The sequence below is a fragment of the Lichenicola cladoniae genome (assembly GCF_013201075.1).
In the GTDB taxonomy this organism is placed as follows: domain Bacteria; phylum Pseudomonadota; class Alphaproteobacteria; order Acetobacterales; family Acetobacteraceae; genus Lichenicola; species Lichenicola cladoniae.
Genome location: NZ_CP053710.1, coordinates 204,940 through 220,186, shown reverse-complemented (window position 1 = coordinate 220,186; position 15,247 = coordinate 204,940). Strand labels below are relative to the sequence as shown.

Here is a 15,247-nt window from a genome sequence, read left to right as displayed (position 1 = left end):
CCAGACACCGCCAGTACACGTTACTAAAGCCACAGGATTCTGTCGTTTCTGATCATTCCCACGAGAGACGTATGCGCAGACAACGAAAGCCGGTACGTGCAGCGTCAAGCGGCCTGTGCTAGCTATGAGATGCGTAGCTCCCCGGAACAGAAAACGCCTTAAGCTACCCCGCGACAACGTTCGGAATCTACTTACTTCGAGTCGATCGTAATGCAGGGGCGGCTGCGGGAGCGAGGGGAGCGTATCTAAGTAGGTAGTTCCCGAACCTTAGGCAGATCGCAGTTTATCAGTATAGGGATGTCTATAGAGATCGTAGCTGAACATACTAGTAGCTCACGGTCAGTTCGACTGCTAGGTTAGAAAGGTCGATTCGTGCGCGGATTCATGGAACTTGTTCTGGGCACAGGTCGCAACAAGGTGTCCACCGACTTCTCGTCTATGACGACTGGCCAGGATACCGATGACGATCCGCTGGGCGCGTCTCTTTCGACCCTTTTTCGTGGTTATGGAGCCGACAATAGACAGGCGGCGGTGAGCAAGCTGTCCCGTTCGTCGGCGATGCGACATCTGCCGCAGTCATTCGCAAACCCAGGGAAGTTGACGGCGATCGCGATGTTGTATCTTGGCGTCGGCACCTGCGCCATGCGGATGACGGTAGGAAAAGCCTTCGCTTTTGACGGAGCGTCACCGATCACGTTCGACGCCGGTCCGCTCGGACCGCTTCAGATTTCAGGTGGCATGACCGGCTATACGTACGCTTTATCGGGAACCGGCGACGCCGCAAGGCCCGGCCTGCTAGGCACCGATAGGTCCTTTGGAGACGAGTTCTTGAACGGGTTGATCCGGCTGCGTAAGTCGGACGGGCTGATACAGTTCACGGTCCAGATGGGATCCACGACGTCGCTAACTTTAGGCACCGAGCCGTCACGCTCCTCGGTGCAGACGCTCTCGACCGGCCCATTGTACGCTGGTTCTCTTATTATCGCGCCGACCTCAAACTTCAAGATTTCTGCAGGTCTGGTTGGTTCAGTGGAGGGCTACGAGTCGACACTCGACTGGAACAACACAGACCTTCTTACGACCGATATATTCTACGTCCAGAACTCTAAGAGCGTTGGCGTGACCGCGACTTATAAAATCGGAGCGATTACCGTAAAAGCCATCTTCGGTGACGGCTTCGATACCGGTGTATGGAATTTTGCTCAGGCTCTTGTAACCTATACGCTCAATAGCGATAACTCACTCAACATCTATGGCGCATCGAATCTTGGCCGAACGAATCCGGGCGCACATTTTTACGGTTCGGCATCTCTTCCATACAGTCGGTCATTTGTCGGATCGGGCCCTACGTCTGCAGCCGCGCTCGTGAACTCTAATATGATCGGCGCATATTACAGTTTTACAAAGGGCAACCTTACGCTTGTACCGGAGGTGCAGTATGTTTATGCAAAGATAGACCACAAAATCGGTCTTGATAAGGCGTCGGGCAACCTAGGGGCCGCGCTTTTTGCAGATTATAAGTTCGGGAAATCGCCGTGGTCCATCGGTGCCTGGGCCGAGTGTTTCTCAAGCAACGGGCCCGATCTTTGGTTTATCAATCCGCGCTCAAAGGGAGTCGGCCTCTCGATTAGCCCGACTTGGCAAAGAAAGTATCTCTTCGTTCGTGCAAGTCTCGGCGTCTTGCGCCTGATCGACATCGGCGATGGTATTGGCTACGGCTCAAAAGGAAGTGGTCGAGATCAAGCGACGGCAGCTCTCGGCGCTGGCTTTCTATTTTGACATGCGCAATGCGCCGGGCCGGGACATCGCTTGATCCGGTGCCGGAGCGGGGCAGAACTTTCTTTTGGAGATCGCGGTGACAACGCAACCCGGTTGGCGACTTGGACTTAGGATCCTTATCATCCACGATGAGTTAACCAGGGACACTGCTACCGGCGCGGCGGCCCGGCGGCTGATTTCCGAACTGGAAAGCCGTGATGTAGATATTGTTCGAGCAAGCTCGGCTACCGAAGGCGGCGCCCTCACGGCCTCCGACGCCTCGATTCAGTGCGTCCTGCTCGACTGGGACCTAGCGGGCGAGGTCGGTCATGAGAGCGCGTCCAGAGTCCTCGTACGCATCCGGGAGCACAATAACCGGTTACCAATCTTCCTCATTGCGGATCGCAGCGCCATTGCCGCAGTTCCGCTTGCGGTCATGCAGCAGAGCAACGACTTTATCTGGCTGCTCGAGGATACGCCCGACTTTATCAGCGGACGCATTGTCGCTGCAACTGAGCGCTATCGAGAACATCTACTGCCACCTATGTTCGGAGCGCTGGTGCGTTTCGCCAAGGTGTACGAGTACTCGTGGCATACCCCAGGTCATACCGGCGGCGTCGCCTTCCTTAAATCGCCTGCCGGGCGGGCGTTCTTTGAGTTCTTCGGTGAGAACTTGCTTCGATCCGACTTATCGATTTCCGTCGGCGAGCTTGGCTCTCTGCTCGATCACTCCGGCCCGATCGGCGACAGCGAGCGTTATGCGGCCGGTGTGTTCGGGGCACACCGCACATACTACGTCACCAACGGATCCTCAACGTCCAACCGCATCATCCTCACGGCCAGCGTCACGCGGGACCAAGTGGCGCTCTGCGACCGAAACTGTCACAAGTCTGTCGAGCACGGGATGACCCTGAGCGGCGCGATCCCGACCTATTTGATGCCATCGCGGAATCGTTATGGAATTATTGGCCCAATTCACGCGGCAAGTCTTGCACCAGCTTTCGTGCGGCAACTCATTACCGAGAATCCGCTGGTTCATGAGGGGATTGATCCGAAGCCGGCACACGTAGTGATAACGAACTCAACTTATGACGGGCTTTGCTACAATGTAACGCGGGTTGAGGAAATTCTGGACGGCGGCGTTGATCGACTGCATTTCGATGAAGCCTGGTACGGTTATGCGCGCTTCAACCCGATTTATCGGCAGCGCTTCGCAATGAACGGTGCTTCGGAAGCACACGGGGCGACAAGGCCGACGATCTTTGCGACCCAGTCTACACACAAGTTGCTCGCGGCGCTCTCGCAGGCGTCGATGATTCATGTGCGCGACGGCCGGAATCCCATAAGCCATAGCCGCTTCAACGAGGCCTTCATGATGCATGCTTCGACCTCGCCGCAATACGCGATCATAGCTTCTAATGATGTAAGCGCCGCGATGATGGACGGCGCGGGCGGCGAACACCTGACTACGGAGTCGATCTGCGAGGCGGTTGCCTTTCGTCAGGTGATGGCGAGGCTCAGCTCCGACTTCGCCAAACAAGGCGAATGGTTCTTCGACGGCTGGCAGCCCCAGTCAGTTCATGATGCGGTGAGTGGCGTGTCAGTGCCGTTTTACGCGGCGTCTCCTGAGCAACTGGTAACGGATCCCGACTGCTGGGTGTTGCATCCGGACGAGCTCTGGCACGGTTTCGGCGCGCTTGAGGACGGGTATTGCATGCTCGACCCGATTAAGGTGTCCATCCTGACGCCAGGGGTGGAGGGTGATGGCCGGATGGCCAAGCATGGCATCCCAGCGCCGCTCGTCACGGCCTACCTAGACCAACAGGGCATCGAGGTCGAGAAGACAACAGATTTCACTATCCTGTTCCTATTCTCCATCGGTATTACGAAGGGGAAGTGGGGAACGTTGGTCAGCGCTTTTCTTGGGTTCAAGCGCGACTACGATGCGAACGCGCCGCTGCTCCAAGTCCTGCCGCGGCTTGCGGCGGCCAATCCCAAAACCTACGAAGGGATGGGACTGAAAGACGTCGGAGACGCGATGTTCGGCACCATGCGTGAGCTGCAAACCTTGAAGCTGCTAGACATGGCCTTCTCAACGCTCCCGCGTCCCGAGGTGAACCCCAGCGGTGCCTACGAGAGCCTGGTGCGGGGTAACGTGGAAGCCGTAGCGCTTGATCATATCGCGCAACGGACCGTTGCCACCGCGGTGGTCCCGTACCCGCCAGGAATACCGCTGCTCATGCCGGGTGAGGGCATTGGCGCAGACGACGGTGTAGTCCTTAGCTACCTCCGGGCGCTGGAGGCGTATGACCGGCAGCACCCAAGCTTTACGCATGATATCCATGGCGTCGAAGTCGTCGATGGTTGCTATCGGATACTGTGCCTGACAGCCACAACACGGCCCTCAGCAGTTCCTGCAGTAGGATGATGCAACTCCGGCATACGTCTCAGGCCGCCACAGCTCCTAAGGTTTAGACGCGGCGTGCCGAAGCCGTGCAGAAAGACAACTTAGCTAACAAGCACCGTGGTAGCCGCTATCGCTGGAATTGGTGGAAACTCGATATTTCTCGGCGCAGGATGAGTGCATGGCAGCAGTAGGTCTCGTTCACTGGAGAAAAATGGTGGAACCCGACCTCGTCAGCGTTGGCCGCGTTGGCGACGCGGTCCATCTCGACTACCCGGAGGATGCTGCCATCATCGCCGAGCGACTGAAACTATATCCGGCGGGCTGCCTCGTGCTCGATGATGGACGGAGCATCCGGGGCTACACTGTGGCGCATCCATGGTTCTTCGGACGACCGCCGCCCCTCAATTCGCTGCTAGGAGGTCTACCGGTTCGGGCAGACACATTTTACATCCACGATCTGGCTCTGGTGCCGGAAGTGAGAGGCGGTGACCTTGGAGCTAAGGCCGTTGATCTCCTTGCGCGGCGGGCCGAACTGGACGGCATGACGAGCATGTCGCTCGTCGCTGTCGGCAGCTCGCCGCGTTTCTGGCGAAGGAACGGTTTCGAGGTCATCGAGCGGGAGGAAACTCGGGCCGCTTCGTCCTCATACGGGAAGGCGGCCTTTATGGCACGATTTCTGCTGTAGCTCGCAAAGGGTCGGGAGCGGCCCTTGCGCTGACCCACACGTCCTAGTCAGCATCCGGAAACCGGCGATTTGCGTCACCAAGGTCTGAGGCTGGCACGCCTGCGGACGTGCGCTCATTGCCAATGCGGTAATCCGTGACCCTGCCCCTCACGTGCCCTCGTTCATAAGCAGAATGCTGTTTCTGTATGCCGCTGCTCGCGACGTGTTGCAAAGGTTGCTGGGGTGAGTCCGTTGAGGCTCGTGTGTCGGCGGCTGTGGTTGTAGTCGATCCTCCATGCCTCGATGATCCGACGAGCGGCAACCAGGTTCCTAAACAAGTGCTCGTTGCAGATCGACGCATGCGTCCATCGTCTCTGAACCGTCCGTTGAAGCTTTCCTTGAACCCGTTCTGTTGCGGCTTACCAGGTGTGATATAATGCCACAGCACGCTGGCACCTCCTGCCAGCGCAAGATCGAGTTCAACGTCAGTTCGGTTCCATTGTCGCTGACGATCATTGTCGGACGACCACGAAGGTCAATGACGTGGTCGAGTTCACGTCCAACCCGTCTCCCAGAGAGCGGCGTGTCGACCACAAGGGCCAGGACTCCCGGGTAAAGTCGTCCATGACAGCCATCACCCGGAACCGACGGCCGCTGGGGAGAGCGTCCGATATGAAGTCGAGCGACCAGCGCCGGTTCGATGCCTCCGGCAGAAGCATCGGCGATCGCGTGCCCAATGCTCGCTTCCGTCCGCCCTGCCTGCGAACGCCAAGCTTCTCCTGCCGGTAGAGCCGAAACAGCTTCTTGTGGTTAGACGGAATGCCCTCTCGTTCCAGCAAAAGATGCAGTCGCCGGTAGCCTAACCGTCGCCGTTCAGCCGCCAACACCCGCAACCGCTGCCGGACCTGCGTGTCGTCCGGCCGTTGGCTGGCATAGCGGAACGTCTTGGGGTCCATGCCAACGAGCCCGCACGCGCAACGCTGCGAATAGCACTTCTGTTCTATTGCCCAGATCACAGCAGCGCGCCGCGAGCCAGGCGTCAGAAGCTTTTTGCGAGCAAATCTTTCAGAGTCGATACATCCAGTATCGACTCTGCCAGCAGCTTCTTGAGCTTGCCATTCTCGTCCTCAAACGCCTTCAGCCGCCGCGCATCCGACACCTCCATGCCGCCCTACTTCGAGCGTTACGTGTAGAACGTCGCATCGCTGATGCCGCGCTTGCGGCAGAGATCAGCTACCGCCGCCCCAGCTTGGTGCTCCTTCAGCACCGCTATCACCTGCTCTTGCGTAAACCTCGATCGCTTCATCATCCGTCTCGTGGTGACGGATTCTAGCTCAGAACGAGGGCATTACAGGGGGCAGGGTCAACTGGTATCAACGATGGAGCAGCACAACGAAATTTGGATGACTTTCAAACCGTATGCAAAATAGATACGGCGTATAAGCAATAAAGTGTTGACTGTGATTTCACTGTATTTTTACGAAGACAATGAACTATGAAAGATGCAACGTTTCATCGACCTTGTTCATTTGCTGTTCAGATAACGCGGGGGCCGCAACCTATGCCAGAAACCTTCCACAAGCAGGTCATCGCGATCCTGCCGAAGCTGCGGGTTCAGGCGTTTTCCCTGACCCGCAACCGCACGGCCGCCGAGGATCTGGCGCATGACGCGGTTTGCAATGCGTTAGCAGCTCAAGCGAGCTTCATACCAGGAACTAATTTTCCAGCCTGGATGGGCGTTGGTGCATGGACCGGTCGGCTGACGCCGCTCTCCTGGCCTGATAGAGGTCTGGGATGCCCTTCAAGCACAACGCGTCCCGCCGCCACCACATCCCGAAGGCCCGTCGCCGGGTCATGAACTGGCCGGCCTATGAGGCTGGTCTGCGGCAACGTGGTGATTTGACGTTGTGGCTGGACGAGACGGCCTTGGCTGGATGGCATGCCCCGCGCCGGACGACACCAGGCGGTCAACCGGTCTATGCCGAGGTGGCGATCGAGCTGGTGCTGACCCTGCGATTGGTCTTCCATCTGGCTCTACGTCAGGTCGAAGGTTTCGCGCGCTCGGTTCTGCGCCTGCTCGGACTGGATCTTTGCGTGCCTGATCATTCGACCTTGAGCCGTCGGGGGCGCGCCTTTGCCGGACGTCAACCGCGTGCCGCCCGGCGTGACGAGCCCGTTCATGTCGTGTTGGACAGCACGGGCCTGCAGGTCTTCGGGCAGGGCGAGTGGGATGCCGAGAAGCATGGCCGCACACCCAGGCAATGGCGCAAGCTGCATCTGGCCGTCAATGCCGAGACTGGCGAAATCGTGGCGCACAACCTGACGGACAAGGATACCGGCGACATATCAGAAGTCGCGGGGCTGCTGGCAACGGTGGAGGGGAAGATCGCCAGCGTGATCGCCGACGGCGCCTATGATGGCACGTCCGTGTATGACGCTGCTGCCGCACGCCAGCATAACCCGCCACCTCATATCGTCATCCCGCCAAGAGCTTCTTCGGTCATCAAAGCTGACGCTGACACCGAGACCGTTCGCAATCGTCATGTCCGGGACATTACCGAGAAGGGACGCATGGCCTGGCAGAAAGCCAATGGTTACGGCCGACGCAGCATCGTGGAGACGACGATCGGTCGCTACAAACACATCATCGGTCCGACGCTCAGAGCGCGGTCGACCGCTGGTCAGAAAGCTGAGGTCGCCATCGCCATCTGCGCTCTCAACCAAATGATCCGGATCGCCAAGCCCATCTCCGTTCCCGCCGTCTGACGCGATCACCGGGTAGGGCAAGCTCTTGCCTCCCGCCCGCTCCACGCAACAACGCCGCGCGGCCAGCTCGACTACGCCAAGGCGGTGTATCGCGAGGACCTGCAGGACTACCAGAAGACGGCGCTGTCGGCGTTCGGCGATGTCGAAAACGCGCTCGACGCGGTCGGAGAGACGAGGATGGCGGCCGAGGCGCAGGCGCAGAGCCTGAGGAGCGCGCAGACGGGCGCCGGGATGGCGCAGGAAGGCTTCCATGCCGGCACCACGACCATCCTCGACGTGCTGAACGCCGAGGGCGCCCTGATCACCGCCGACCAGTTGGTAGCAAAGGCCGAAACCGCGCGGCTGCAGGCGCTGGTGAGCCTTTGCGACGCGCTGGGGGGCGGGTGGAGGAGCTGAGAGGAACAGGTGCCCCGCCGGCGGACAACACTCGTCGAGACTATCTGTCGGCTGATACCGACCCGGGTTGAGGCTGATGCTCCGCCAAGGATTTCCCTCCTGGCTGAACTCTGAGCTGCGCGATCTGGTGATCAAAGGTGTTGATCCTGCCATCCACGAAGCTATTCGCTGGCGATGTGAGGTTGGGATTGACCCGGTTTGGTGGACACCCTGAGACTTTCGCCAGAGGTGTTCCTGATGCCCAAAAGCCGACCGCCGTATTCACCTGAGTTTCGCCGTCAGATGGTTGATCTGGTCCGTGCTGGACGATCAGCCGAGGATCTTTCCCGAGAGTTCGAACCGACGGCGCAATCGATCGGTGCCTGGGTCGCTGCAGCCGACAAGCAAGAGGGCCGACGGGAGGAAGCGGTTCCAGGCCTTGCTGGGTCTGAGCGGGACGAGCTGGCGCGGCTGCGTCGGGAGAACAAGCAACTCCGAGTGGAGCGCGACATCCTCTCAAAAGCCGCGGCCTGGTTTGCACGGGAGAGCGGGGCGGTTCCGTCGGGCTCTTCCGGTTCATGAGCGCGAACCAGGCCTGCTTTCCGATCGCCACCATGGCACACGTGCTCGGCGTGTCCAAAGCTGGCGAGCGGTTTCATGCATGGAGCAGCCTTGCACTCGAAGAAGCGAAATTTCTTCCCGCTCTGCAAACGAGAGATATCGGCCGGAAGGTGGCTTCGCCGATAGCCCAAACATCGCCGGTCGCATGCCGCCTGCCTTCCGGAACCATCTTGTTCCCACAGCCTGCGGCACACCCAGTCCGACGGCAGCATCCTCAGTCGTTTTACCTGCCGCGATTGCTACCCAGAACCGTCGCTGTTCATCCCTTCTTGCCACCGGTGGCCGACCTGGTGAGCGTAATGGAGCACGCCCAGATCGAGCCGAACGCCGTTTCCGAATGCCCATTGCAACCTCCTTCATCCAGATGTTGCGACGACCGGTTGAATCTACCCAATATACATCACTGGCCTTCGGCAAGCGCTGCGGCGAGGCTGGCGTACGGCCATCGATGGGCTCGGTGAGTGATGCATACGACAACGCCATGGCCGAAAGCTTCTTCTCGACGCTGGAGGCCGAGTTGCTGAGTCGACGCCGGTTCGCCTCCCAGGCGGAGGCGCGGATGGCCTGCTTCAGCTACATCGAGGGCTGGTATAACCCCGCCAGGCTGCACTCCGCCCTAGCTGTCTGGTTGTGAGACCTCCTTGGCGGCTTCTGCGATCAGTCGAGCCTTGGTGAGGTCGCATGGACCTGCTCTGGTGTTTGCCTCGCGATGATCGGTTGAACAGATAGAAGCCAGTCGTTCCTGCACGACCTGGTTTGATGTTCTGGCAGCGAGGACCCGCTGGCGGCGCGCGTTGTAGGCGACGTTGAAGCCGCGGAGAACCTGCTCGAGAGCACGATGCGAGTAGATGTTGATGCCCAATACCTCGCTGCTAATGCGGCCGTTGAAGCGCTCCACCATGCCATTGGTTTGTGGGGTTCGCGGCTTGGTATGGCGATAGTGCGCGCCCAGGCTTGCGCATACCTTTGCGAAGGCCGGCGTGAAGCAGCTGCCGTTATCGGTCAGCACGTGGGTGAGCGGGAATGGAAAGGCAGCGGCCGCCTCGCGGAGGAAGGCAATGGCGCTCTTTTCGGTTTCGTCGTCCTTGACGGCAAGGTGGACCGAGCGTGAGCATCGATCGATAGCCACGTAGAGATACCGCTTGCGTCTTTCGGCATTAGCTGTCTGCAGCTTTGGCAGATGCTTGATGTCGATATGCACGAAGCCAAGGTCGTATTCACGGAACGTTCCCTGGCCTTTGGTGGGCTGTTCGGAGGAGGGCTTAGGTCTGCGATTGAGACCGGCTGCCTTGAGGATACGCCAGATACTGTCGCGATTGAGGTGTGGCAGGAAGTGGCAGACGGCGAAAGTCAGGTCATCCAGAGGAAAGTTGGTTTCACGTCGCAGGGTGCAGACGATTGCACGCTCTTCATCAGTCGCCTTCCAGGGAAGTCGGTGCGGGCGCGCTGAGTGATCAAGGCAGTCAGCGGCACCTCGCTTGCGCCACTTGCGTACCGTTTCGGCGCTGATGCCGTAGCGCCTGGCTACAGTGCTACTCGGCTCCGTGGAGCGGGCGATCTCGATACAGGTGGCGGGTGTGGTACGGGCTTGCGGATGGATCTGCGGCATGCGTCACCTGCGTCCGGTTACAGCGGCAAGGCGGTTAAACCTGTAGGCATAGTCCTGGATCGCCAACCCTACCGGATCCCAACAATGTTCCGCAACCATACAGCTAGCATTACAGTTGCACTTTATACCGGAGATGAGCCTTTTGGGCTGAAGCTTGGTGCGCCCGTCGCCAGAGTGACCATGCGATGATGTAAGCGGGCGCGATACGTCTCTTTGCTAGTCTGACGGCGATGCGTCTGATTTCCTGGATCGACCATCGGATCAACGGCGGTGCTGCATCCGTGCTGCCATTCGAATTGTTTTTTTGGGTGCCGAGGTGTTTGCCTGGTGGCGGATGGCAGCCATCATGGCAAAGGCAAGCATGACGAGTGAAACATGGCGGTGCCAGCCATGCCAGGACCTGGTTTCGTTGTGGTCAAGACCAAGTTCATTCTTGGCAGTTTCGAAGCTGTCCTCGATCGCCCATCGATGCCCTTCGACCTCCACGAGTGTCTTCACGGTTGTCCCAGCGGGACACCATGTTGAGATGAAAGCCATGTCTGCGTCAGCAATGTTGCGGCGTATGAGCAAGCCACGCGTCCACACACCGGCACGGGCCTCATCGTATTCGGCCGCATCGAGATCAGCCAGTTCGCAATAAGCCCAATCGTGCAGTCGCGGACCTTTGGTGCCGTCTCCGGCCGACAGGCGTTGCCAGGCGGAGGGATCAAGATCACGAGCGATCTCCTCTGCTTGTCCTGCAACCGGTGGCTTGTCGGCCCAAGAGCCGAAGTGGCGGTCGGCATGGACGCCGAGCACGTAGCCGCGGCCTGCCCGCCGCAACGCCATCTCGATGTCGCCAACACCATAGACGCTGTCAGCCGCTACCCAGGCGAACGGTACTGCAGCGGCGATGGCGCGCTCGATCATCTGGATAGCAAGGCAAGGCTTGGTTGCGAAGGCTGTTCCATCAGGCACATGTGCCGCCGCCATCCGGGCCGCATTACCGGTCCAGGCCTTGGGTAGATACAAGGCGCGGTCGATGAAGGCATGGCCATGCCGCGACACGTAGGCCGCAAACACCCCGATCTGACAGTTGGTGATCTTGCCCGCAGAACCGGTATATTGCCGCCCTACGCCACAGGTTGCACGTCCCTGCTTGAGAAACCCGGTTTCATCAATGACGAGCACCGCATCATCAGCGGCAAGGTGCTCGACGACATAGCCCCGCACGACGTCGCGCAGATCATCCGCATCCCATCTACCACGACCGAGGATGGCCTGTTGACGCCACGGGCCAGGGTCACCCGCAGCCTCCGCGCGCATCCAGCCAGTTTTACGCCGTTCATCCCCCAGCAAGCCGTCCAGGAACAGGTTCGCCGATGCCGCAACACGCTGCTGGGTAAACAAGGGCTGTATCCGCGCTTTGATGTCGCGTAGCGAAGACGCCCACAACTCCAGCGTCGTCTCGATCGAAGCACTCAGCATCCATGGCCTCTCGCATCATGGTTGCCTATTGATTCAGAGGTTCACAAAAAGCGCAACTGTAATGCTAGGGTGACAACCCGATCAACGTATTGATTTAGCTTTCCTGATGTGATTCGCTGAGCTGATCGGGAGGGATCGGCATGAGCGAACTGGACTGGCTGAGCGACGAGGCGTGGACGGTGCTTGAACCGCATCTGCCGAAGAACCGGCCGGGTGCCCCGCGTGTCGACGATCGCCGGGTCATCAGCGGCATTCTGCACGTGCTGCGGTCAGGTTGCCGATGGAAGGACTGTCCGCCCGAGTATGGGCCGCCCACGACGATCTATAACCGCTACAACCGGTGGAGTGCGCAGGGGCTGTGGCACAAGCTGTTCGCGCGTCTGGCTGCGGCCGGGAACATCCCGGACGAGCTCAGCATCGACAGCACCCACATCAAGGCCCACCGCTCCGCGGCAGGGTCAAAAAAGGGGATGCGGCGCAGGCGATCGGCCGGTCACGTGGCGGACGGACCAGCAAGATCCACGCTCTGGCCAATGCTCAAGGCAAGCCGATCGCCTTCGTCCTGACGCCAGGCAACATTGCCGACATCAGCGTCGCAGCAACGTTGCTCGACGACGTCGCGCCGCCAATGCGATTGCTGGCGGACAAAGCCTACGATGCCGATCACTTCCGCAAACCACTCGAAGCTCTCGGCACCGAAGTGGTCATTCCGTCAAATGGCACGCGCCGCCATCCCTATCCCCTGAACCGGATCGCGTATCGCAGGCGCAACGTCATCGAGCGCATGTTCTGCAGGATGAAGGACTGGCGACGCATCGCCACGCGCTACGACCGGCTCGCCAGAAACTTCCTCTCCGCTGTCGCACTCGTCGCAACCATCTGTTTTTGGCTGGCCTGATTGAGTCGGCAACCTAGCTGTTTGGTTGCGGAACATTGTTGGGATCCGGTAGGGTTGGCGATCCAGGACTATGCCTACAGGTTTAACCGCCTTGCCGCTGTAGCCGGACACAGGTGACGCATGCCGCAGATCCATCCGCAAGCCCGTACCACACCCGCCACCCGTATCGAGATCGCCCGATCCACGGAGCCGAGTAGCACTGTAGCCAGGCGCTACGGCATCAGCGCCGAAACGGTACGCAAGTGGCGCAAGCGAGGTGCCGCTGACTGCCTTGATCACTCAGCGCGCCCGCACCGACTTCCCTGGAAGGCGACTGATGAAGAGCGTGCAATCGTCTGCACCCTGCGACGTGAAACCAACTTTCCTCTGGATGACCTGACTTTCGCCGTCTGCCACTTCCTGCCACACCTCAATCGCGACAGTATCTGGCGTATCCTCAAGGCAGCCGGTCTCAATCGCAGACCTAAGCCCTCCTCCGAACAGCCCACCAAAGGCCAGGGAACGTTCCGTGAATACGACCTTGGCTTCGTGCATATCGACATCAAGCATCTGCCAAAGCTGCAGACAGCTAATGCCGAAAGACGCAAGCGGTATCTCTACGTGGCTATCGATCGATGCTCACGCTCGGTCCACCTTGCCGTCAAGGACGACGAAACCGAAAAGAGCGCCATTGCCTTCCTCCGCGAGGCGGCCGCTGCCTTTCCATTCCCGCTCACCCACGTGCTGACCGATAACGGCAGCTGCTTCACGCCGGCCTTCGCAAAGGTATGCGCAAGCCTGGGCGCGCACTATCGCCATACCAAGCCGCGAACCCCACAAACCAATGGCATGGTGGAGCGCTTCAACGGCCGCATTAGCAGCGAGGTATTGGGCATCAACATCTACTCGCATCGTGCTCTCGAGCAGGTTCTCCGCGGCTTCAACGTCGCCTACAACGCGCGCCGCCAGCGGGTCCTCGCTGCCAGAACACCAAACCAGGTCGTGCAGGAACGACTGGCTTCTATCTGTTCAACCGATCATCGCGAGGCAAACACCAGAGCAGGTCCATGCGACCTCACCAAGGCTCGACTGATCGTAGAAGCCGCCAAGGAGGTCTCACAACCAGACACCTAGCACTACTTTGGCAGATTAGGTTTGCCGGGGTGGACAAGGAGTTTCTCACAGTACGGGCATCGCCTGGGTGGAGATCGTGCGAAGAGGTCGAGGATAGCTTGTCTGATGGCTGGCATGCTCGGTTGTGGCGGTGGTCCCCCGATTCTTTTTTTTCCGTCCCGCTGCGCTGAGGCGGCGGGATTGGAGGAAGGCGTAGGCGATCATGGTCATCAAGGCGTGTCGGTGTAACCCGGTCCAGGATCGACCTTCGAAGTGATCGAGGCCAAGCTCCTCCTTGAGTTGCTGATGCGCCTGCTCGCAAATCCATCTGGCTTTGATTGTGGCGGCAAGTGTCTTGATGCTCACATCGGCCGGTAGGTTCGACACATAGTATTTTTGTTCGCCAGTCGATCGGCGTTCGCCGACGAGCCAAACCTCATCGCCCGGCATACATTGCATCCGGTTGTCGAGCATGCGGTGCTTGTGCCCATCTGCAACGCGAACACGACGGGCCGCAAACAGGCATGTCAGCCGACCTTTGGTGCCGCGCCGCCAACTGACCCTCTGCCATTTCTCTTTGGCCAGCAGTGCTTCAGCAGCAACCGGGGGCTGACTCGGGACATGGTATTGGCGGGGTTTGCCGGTCTTCGCGACGGGGAAGATCAGAGCGACGTCGGCGGGATAGACATTCTGGCGTCGCGACAAACCGACCGCCCACAGCAGGCGGCGCTCGCTCAAAGCCTGACGAAAAGGGCCGCTGGAGCCATACCCTGAATCGGCAAGCACACAATGGAAACGCACACCGGAGGCGACGATGCGGTCGATCTCCTCAATGGCAATCTCCGGCTTCGTCAGAGCCGTCCGTCTATCTTTCGGCACGCCAGCCCGCGCCATGCGCTCCGGATCACCGGTCCAGCTCTCGGGCAGGAATAGCCGCAGTCCCACCATCACCGGCACCTCGCGCGACGCCAACGTTACCGAGACCAGCGACTGGCAGTTGGCAGTCTTTCCGAGCGAGGAGGCATACTGAGGGGCCACGCCAACCGAGTGGCATCCCTTCTTCGGCAACGCCGTGTCATCGATGACAAGAAAACCCGCCTTGTCGCCAACCAGGTCATCGGCCTTTTTCAGCAGGGCCGCCTCAAGTGGAGCACTGTCCCAAGCGCCGACGGCAACGAAGTGATGAAGCTGATCGTAGCCGACTTCGTCAGCACGTGCCGCCATCGGTTGGACGCTTTTGCGGTCTCCTGGACCAATCAGCCCGGCGATATAGGCGGGACACATCCGCGCCCTCGTCTTATGCCTAAGCGCGGTGATAAACGGCGACAGCCAGCAATCCAAATCCGTGCGCCAGTCCTCGTTCATCGGTCAGCCTTCCAAAAGCCGACCTCCATGAATCATGCAAACTCGCTCCTGGGAATCCTCAAACTCGCCCACAACAAAAGAATCTGCCAAAGTAGTGCTAGGGCCCTATCAATTAGTCTATAATGCCTGCCGGGTGCACTCAGCTTTGGGCAAAAAAGCCCCTTCGCCTTCGCGGTCCAGCACGCACGCCAGCAAGTCAAGTATCGCCTAAAAATTATCTATCTG

The 15,247-nt window shown here is 59.4% G+C and carries 12 protein-coding genes and 4 pseudogenes; 10 read left to right on the top strand and 6 right to left on the bottom strand.

The features are described 5' to 3' along the window. Positions 1-384: 384 nt before the first annotated feature. The 3 genes from HN018_RS25235 (at position 385) to HN018_RS25225 (ending at position 4,850) form a co-directional block, all read left to right on the top strand. Positions 385-1,779, top strand: coding sequence for an outer membrane beta-barrel protein (locus HN018_RS25235; protein ID WP_239479418.1), 1,395 nt, complete (start codon positions 385-387; stop codon positions 1,777-1,779). 76 nt (positions 1,780-1,855) lie between these two features. Next, on the top strand, positions 1,856-4,186 hold the full coding sequence (locus tag HN018_RS25230; protein WP_239479417.1) for an Orn/Lys/Arg family decarboxylase: 2,331 nt from the start codon (positions 1,856-1,858) through the stop codon (positions 4,184-4,186). Positions 4,187-4,343: 157 nt separating this feature from the next. Next, positions 4,344-4,850: a GNAT family N-acetyltransferase gene (locus HN018_RS25225; protein WP_171837731.1), complete on the top strand. Its 507-nt coding sequence runs from the start codon at positions 4,344-4,346 to the stop codon at positions 4,848-4,850. Positions 4,851-5,011: 161 nt separating this feature from the next. Here the strand turns inward: HN018_RS25225 and HN018_RS25220 are convergent. Continuing rightward, positions 5,012-6,135, bottom strand: a pseudogene (locus HN018_RS25220) (IS3 family transposase). Between the two features lie 219 nt (positions 6,136-6,354). Beyond that, complete coding sequence (locus tag HN018_RS29615; protein ID WP_171837730.1) at positions 6,355-6,495, bottom strand: hypothetical protein; 141 nt, start codon at positions 6,493-6,495, stop codon at positions 6,355-6,357. Between HN018_RS29615 and HN018_RS28875 the strand changes: the two are divergent. The 4 genes and pseudogenes from HN018_RS28875 to HN018_RS25200 form a co-directional block, all read left to right on the top strand. Next, a pseudogene (locus tag HN018_RS28875) lies at positions 6,436-6,564 on the top strand (sigma-70 family RNA polymerase sigma factor); the annotation flags it as partial. The gene HN018_RS29615 and the pseudogene HN018_RS28875 overlap by 60 nt on opposite strands. 59 nt (positions 6,565-6,623) lie before the next feature. Further along, a complete protein-coding gene (locus tag HN018_RS25210; RefSeq protein ID WP_171837729.1) occupies positions 6,624-7,595 on the top strand; it encodes an IS5 family transposase in 972 nt (323 codons plus the stop codon). A gap of 84 nt (positions 7,596-7,679) precedes the next feature. Then, positions 7,680-7,991, top strand: coding sequence for a TolC family protein (locus tag HN018_RS25205; RefSeq protein WP_171837728.1), 312 nt, complete (start codon positions 7,680-7,682; stop codon positions 7,989-7,991). 201 nt (positions 7,992-8,192) lie between these two features. Beyond that, on the top strand, positions 8,193-8,552 hold the full coding sequence (locus tag HN018_RS25200) for a transposase (RefSeq protein ID WP_239479452.1): 360 nt from the start codon (positions 8,193-8,195) through the stop codon (positions 8,550-8,552). Positions 8,553-8,609: 57 nt separating this feature from the next. Here HN018_RS25200 and HN018_RS29750 read toward each other — a convergent pair. After that, positions 8,610-8,936, bottom strand: a pseudogene (locus HN018_RS29750) (helix-turn-helix domain-containing protein); the annotation flags it as partial. Between the two features lie 37 nt (positions 8,937-8,973). Between HN018_RS29750 and HN018_RS25190 the strand changes: the two are divergent. Next, positions 8,974-9,225: pseudogene (locus HN018_RS25190) on the top strand (integrase core domain-containing protein); the annotation flags it as partial. Here HN018_RS25190 and HN018_RS25185 read toward each other — a convergent pair. Together HN018_RS25185 and HN018_RS25180 are read right to left on the bottom strand one after the other, a co-directional pair. Beyond that, positions 9,208-10,200: a DDE-type integrase/transposase/recombinase gene (locus HN018_RS25185; protein ID WP_172443575.1), complete on the bottom strand. Its 993-nt coding sequence runs from the start codon at positions 10,198-10,200 to the stop codon at positions 9,208-9,210. The pseudogene HN018_RS25190 and the gene HN018_RS25185 overlap by 18 nt on opposite strands. A 261-nt stretch (positions 10,201-10,461) precedes the next feature. Next, positions 10,462-11,667 carry an IS701 family transposase gene (locus HN018_RS25180; protein WP_171837297.1) on the bottom strand — a complete coding sequence of 402 codons (1,206 nt, stop codon included), beginning with the start codon at positions 11,665-11,667 and terminating at the stop codon, positions 10,462-10,464. 140 nt (positions 11,668-11,807) lie between these two features. On the opposite strand from HN018_RS25180, the gene HN018_RS25175 reads away from it, so the two are divergent. Together HN018_RS25175 and HN018_RS25170 are read left to right on the top strand one after the other, a co-directional pair. Further along, a protein-coding gene (locus HN018_RS25175) for an IS5 family transposase (RefSeq protein ID WP_408886837.1) occupies positions 11,808-12,565 on the top strand; the annotation gives its coding sequence in 2 pieces (ribosomal slippage) (positions 11,808-12,150 and positions 12,150-12,565; 759 coding nt in all). A 120-nt stretch (positions 12,566-12,685) separates the two neighbouring features. Continuing rightward, the gene (locus tag HN018_RS25170; RefSeq protein ID WP_172443529.1) at positions 12,686-13,678 is read left to right on the top strand and encodes an IS481 family transposase; all 993 of its coding nucleotides are present in this window, start codon (positions 12,686-12,688) and stop codon (positions 13,676-13,678) included. A gap of 45 nt (positions 13,679-13,723) precedes the next feature. On the opposite strand, the gene HN018_RS25165 is transcribed toward HN018_RS25170, so the two are convergent. After that, entirely contained in the window at positions 13,724-15,022 is a 1,299-nt protein-coding gene (locus HN018_RS25165; protein ID WP_171837144.1) for an IS701 family transposase, read from the bottom strand. Positions 15,023-15,247 lie beyond the last annotated feature (225 nt).

What these genes read in the sequence shown, in the direction of transcription:
- HN018_RS25210 (WP_171837729.1), top strand. Translation starts at nt 6,624, where the DNA reads ATGCCCTTCAAGCACAACGCGTCCCGCCGCCACCACATCCCGAAGGCC.
- HN018_RS29615 (WP_171837730.1), bottom strand. Translation starts at nt 6,495, where the DNA reads ATGCGCCAGATCCTCGGCGGCCGTGCGGTTGCGGGTCAGGGAAAACGC.
- HN018_RS25225 (WP_171837731.1), top strand. Translation starts at nt 4,344, where the DNA reads ATGGCAGCAGTAGGTCTCGTTCACTGGAGAAAAATGGTGGAACCCGAC.
- HN018_RS25235 (WP_239479418.1), top strand. Translation starts at nt 385, where the DNA reads ATGGAACTTGTTCTGGGCACAGGTCGCAACAAGGTGTCCACCGACTTC.
- HN018_RS25180 (WP_171837297.1), bottom strand. Translation starts at nt 11,667, where the DNA reads ATGCTGAGTGCTTCGATCGAGACGACGCTGGAGTTGTGGGCGTCTTCG.
- HN018_RS25165 (WP_171837144.1), bottom strand. Translation starts at nt 15,022, where the DNA reads ATGAACGAGGACTGGCGCACGGATTTGGATTGCTGGCTGTCGCCGTTT.
- HN018_RS25170 (WP_172443529.1), top strand. Translation starts at nt 12,686, where the DNA reads ATGCCGCAGATCCATCCGCAAGCCCGTACCACACCCGCCACCCGTATC.
- HN018_RS25185 (WP_172443575.1), bottom strand. Translation starts at nt 10,200, where the DNA reads ATGCCGCAGATCCATCCGCAAGCCCGTACCACACCCGCCACCTGTATC.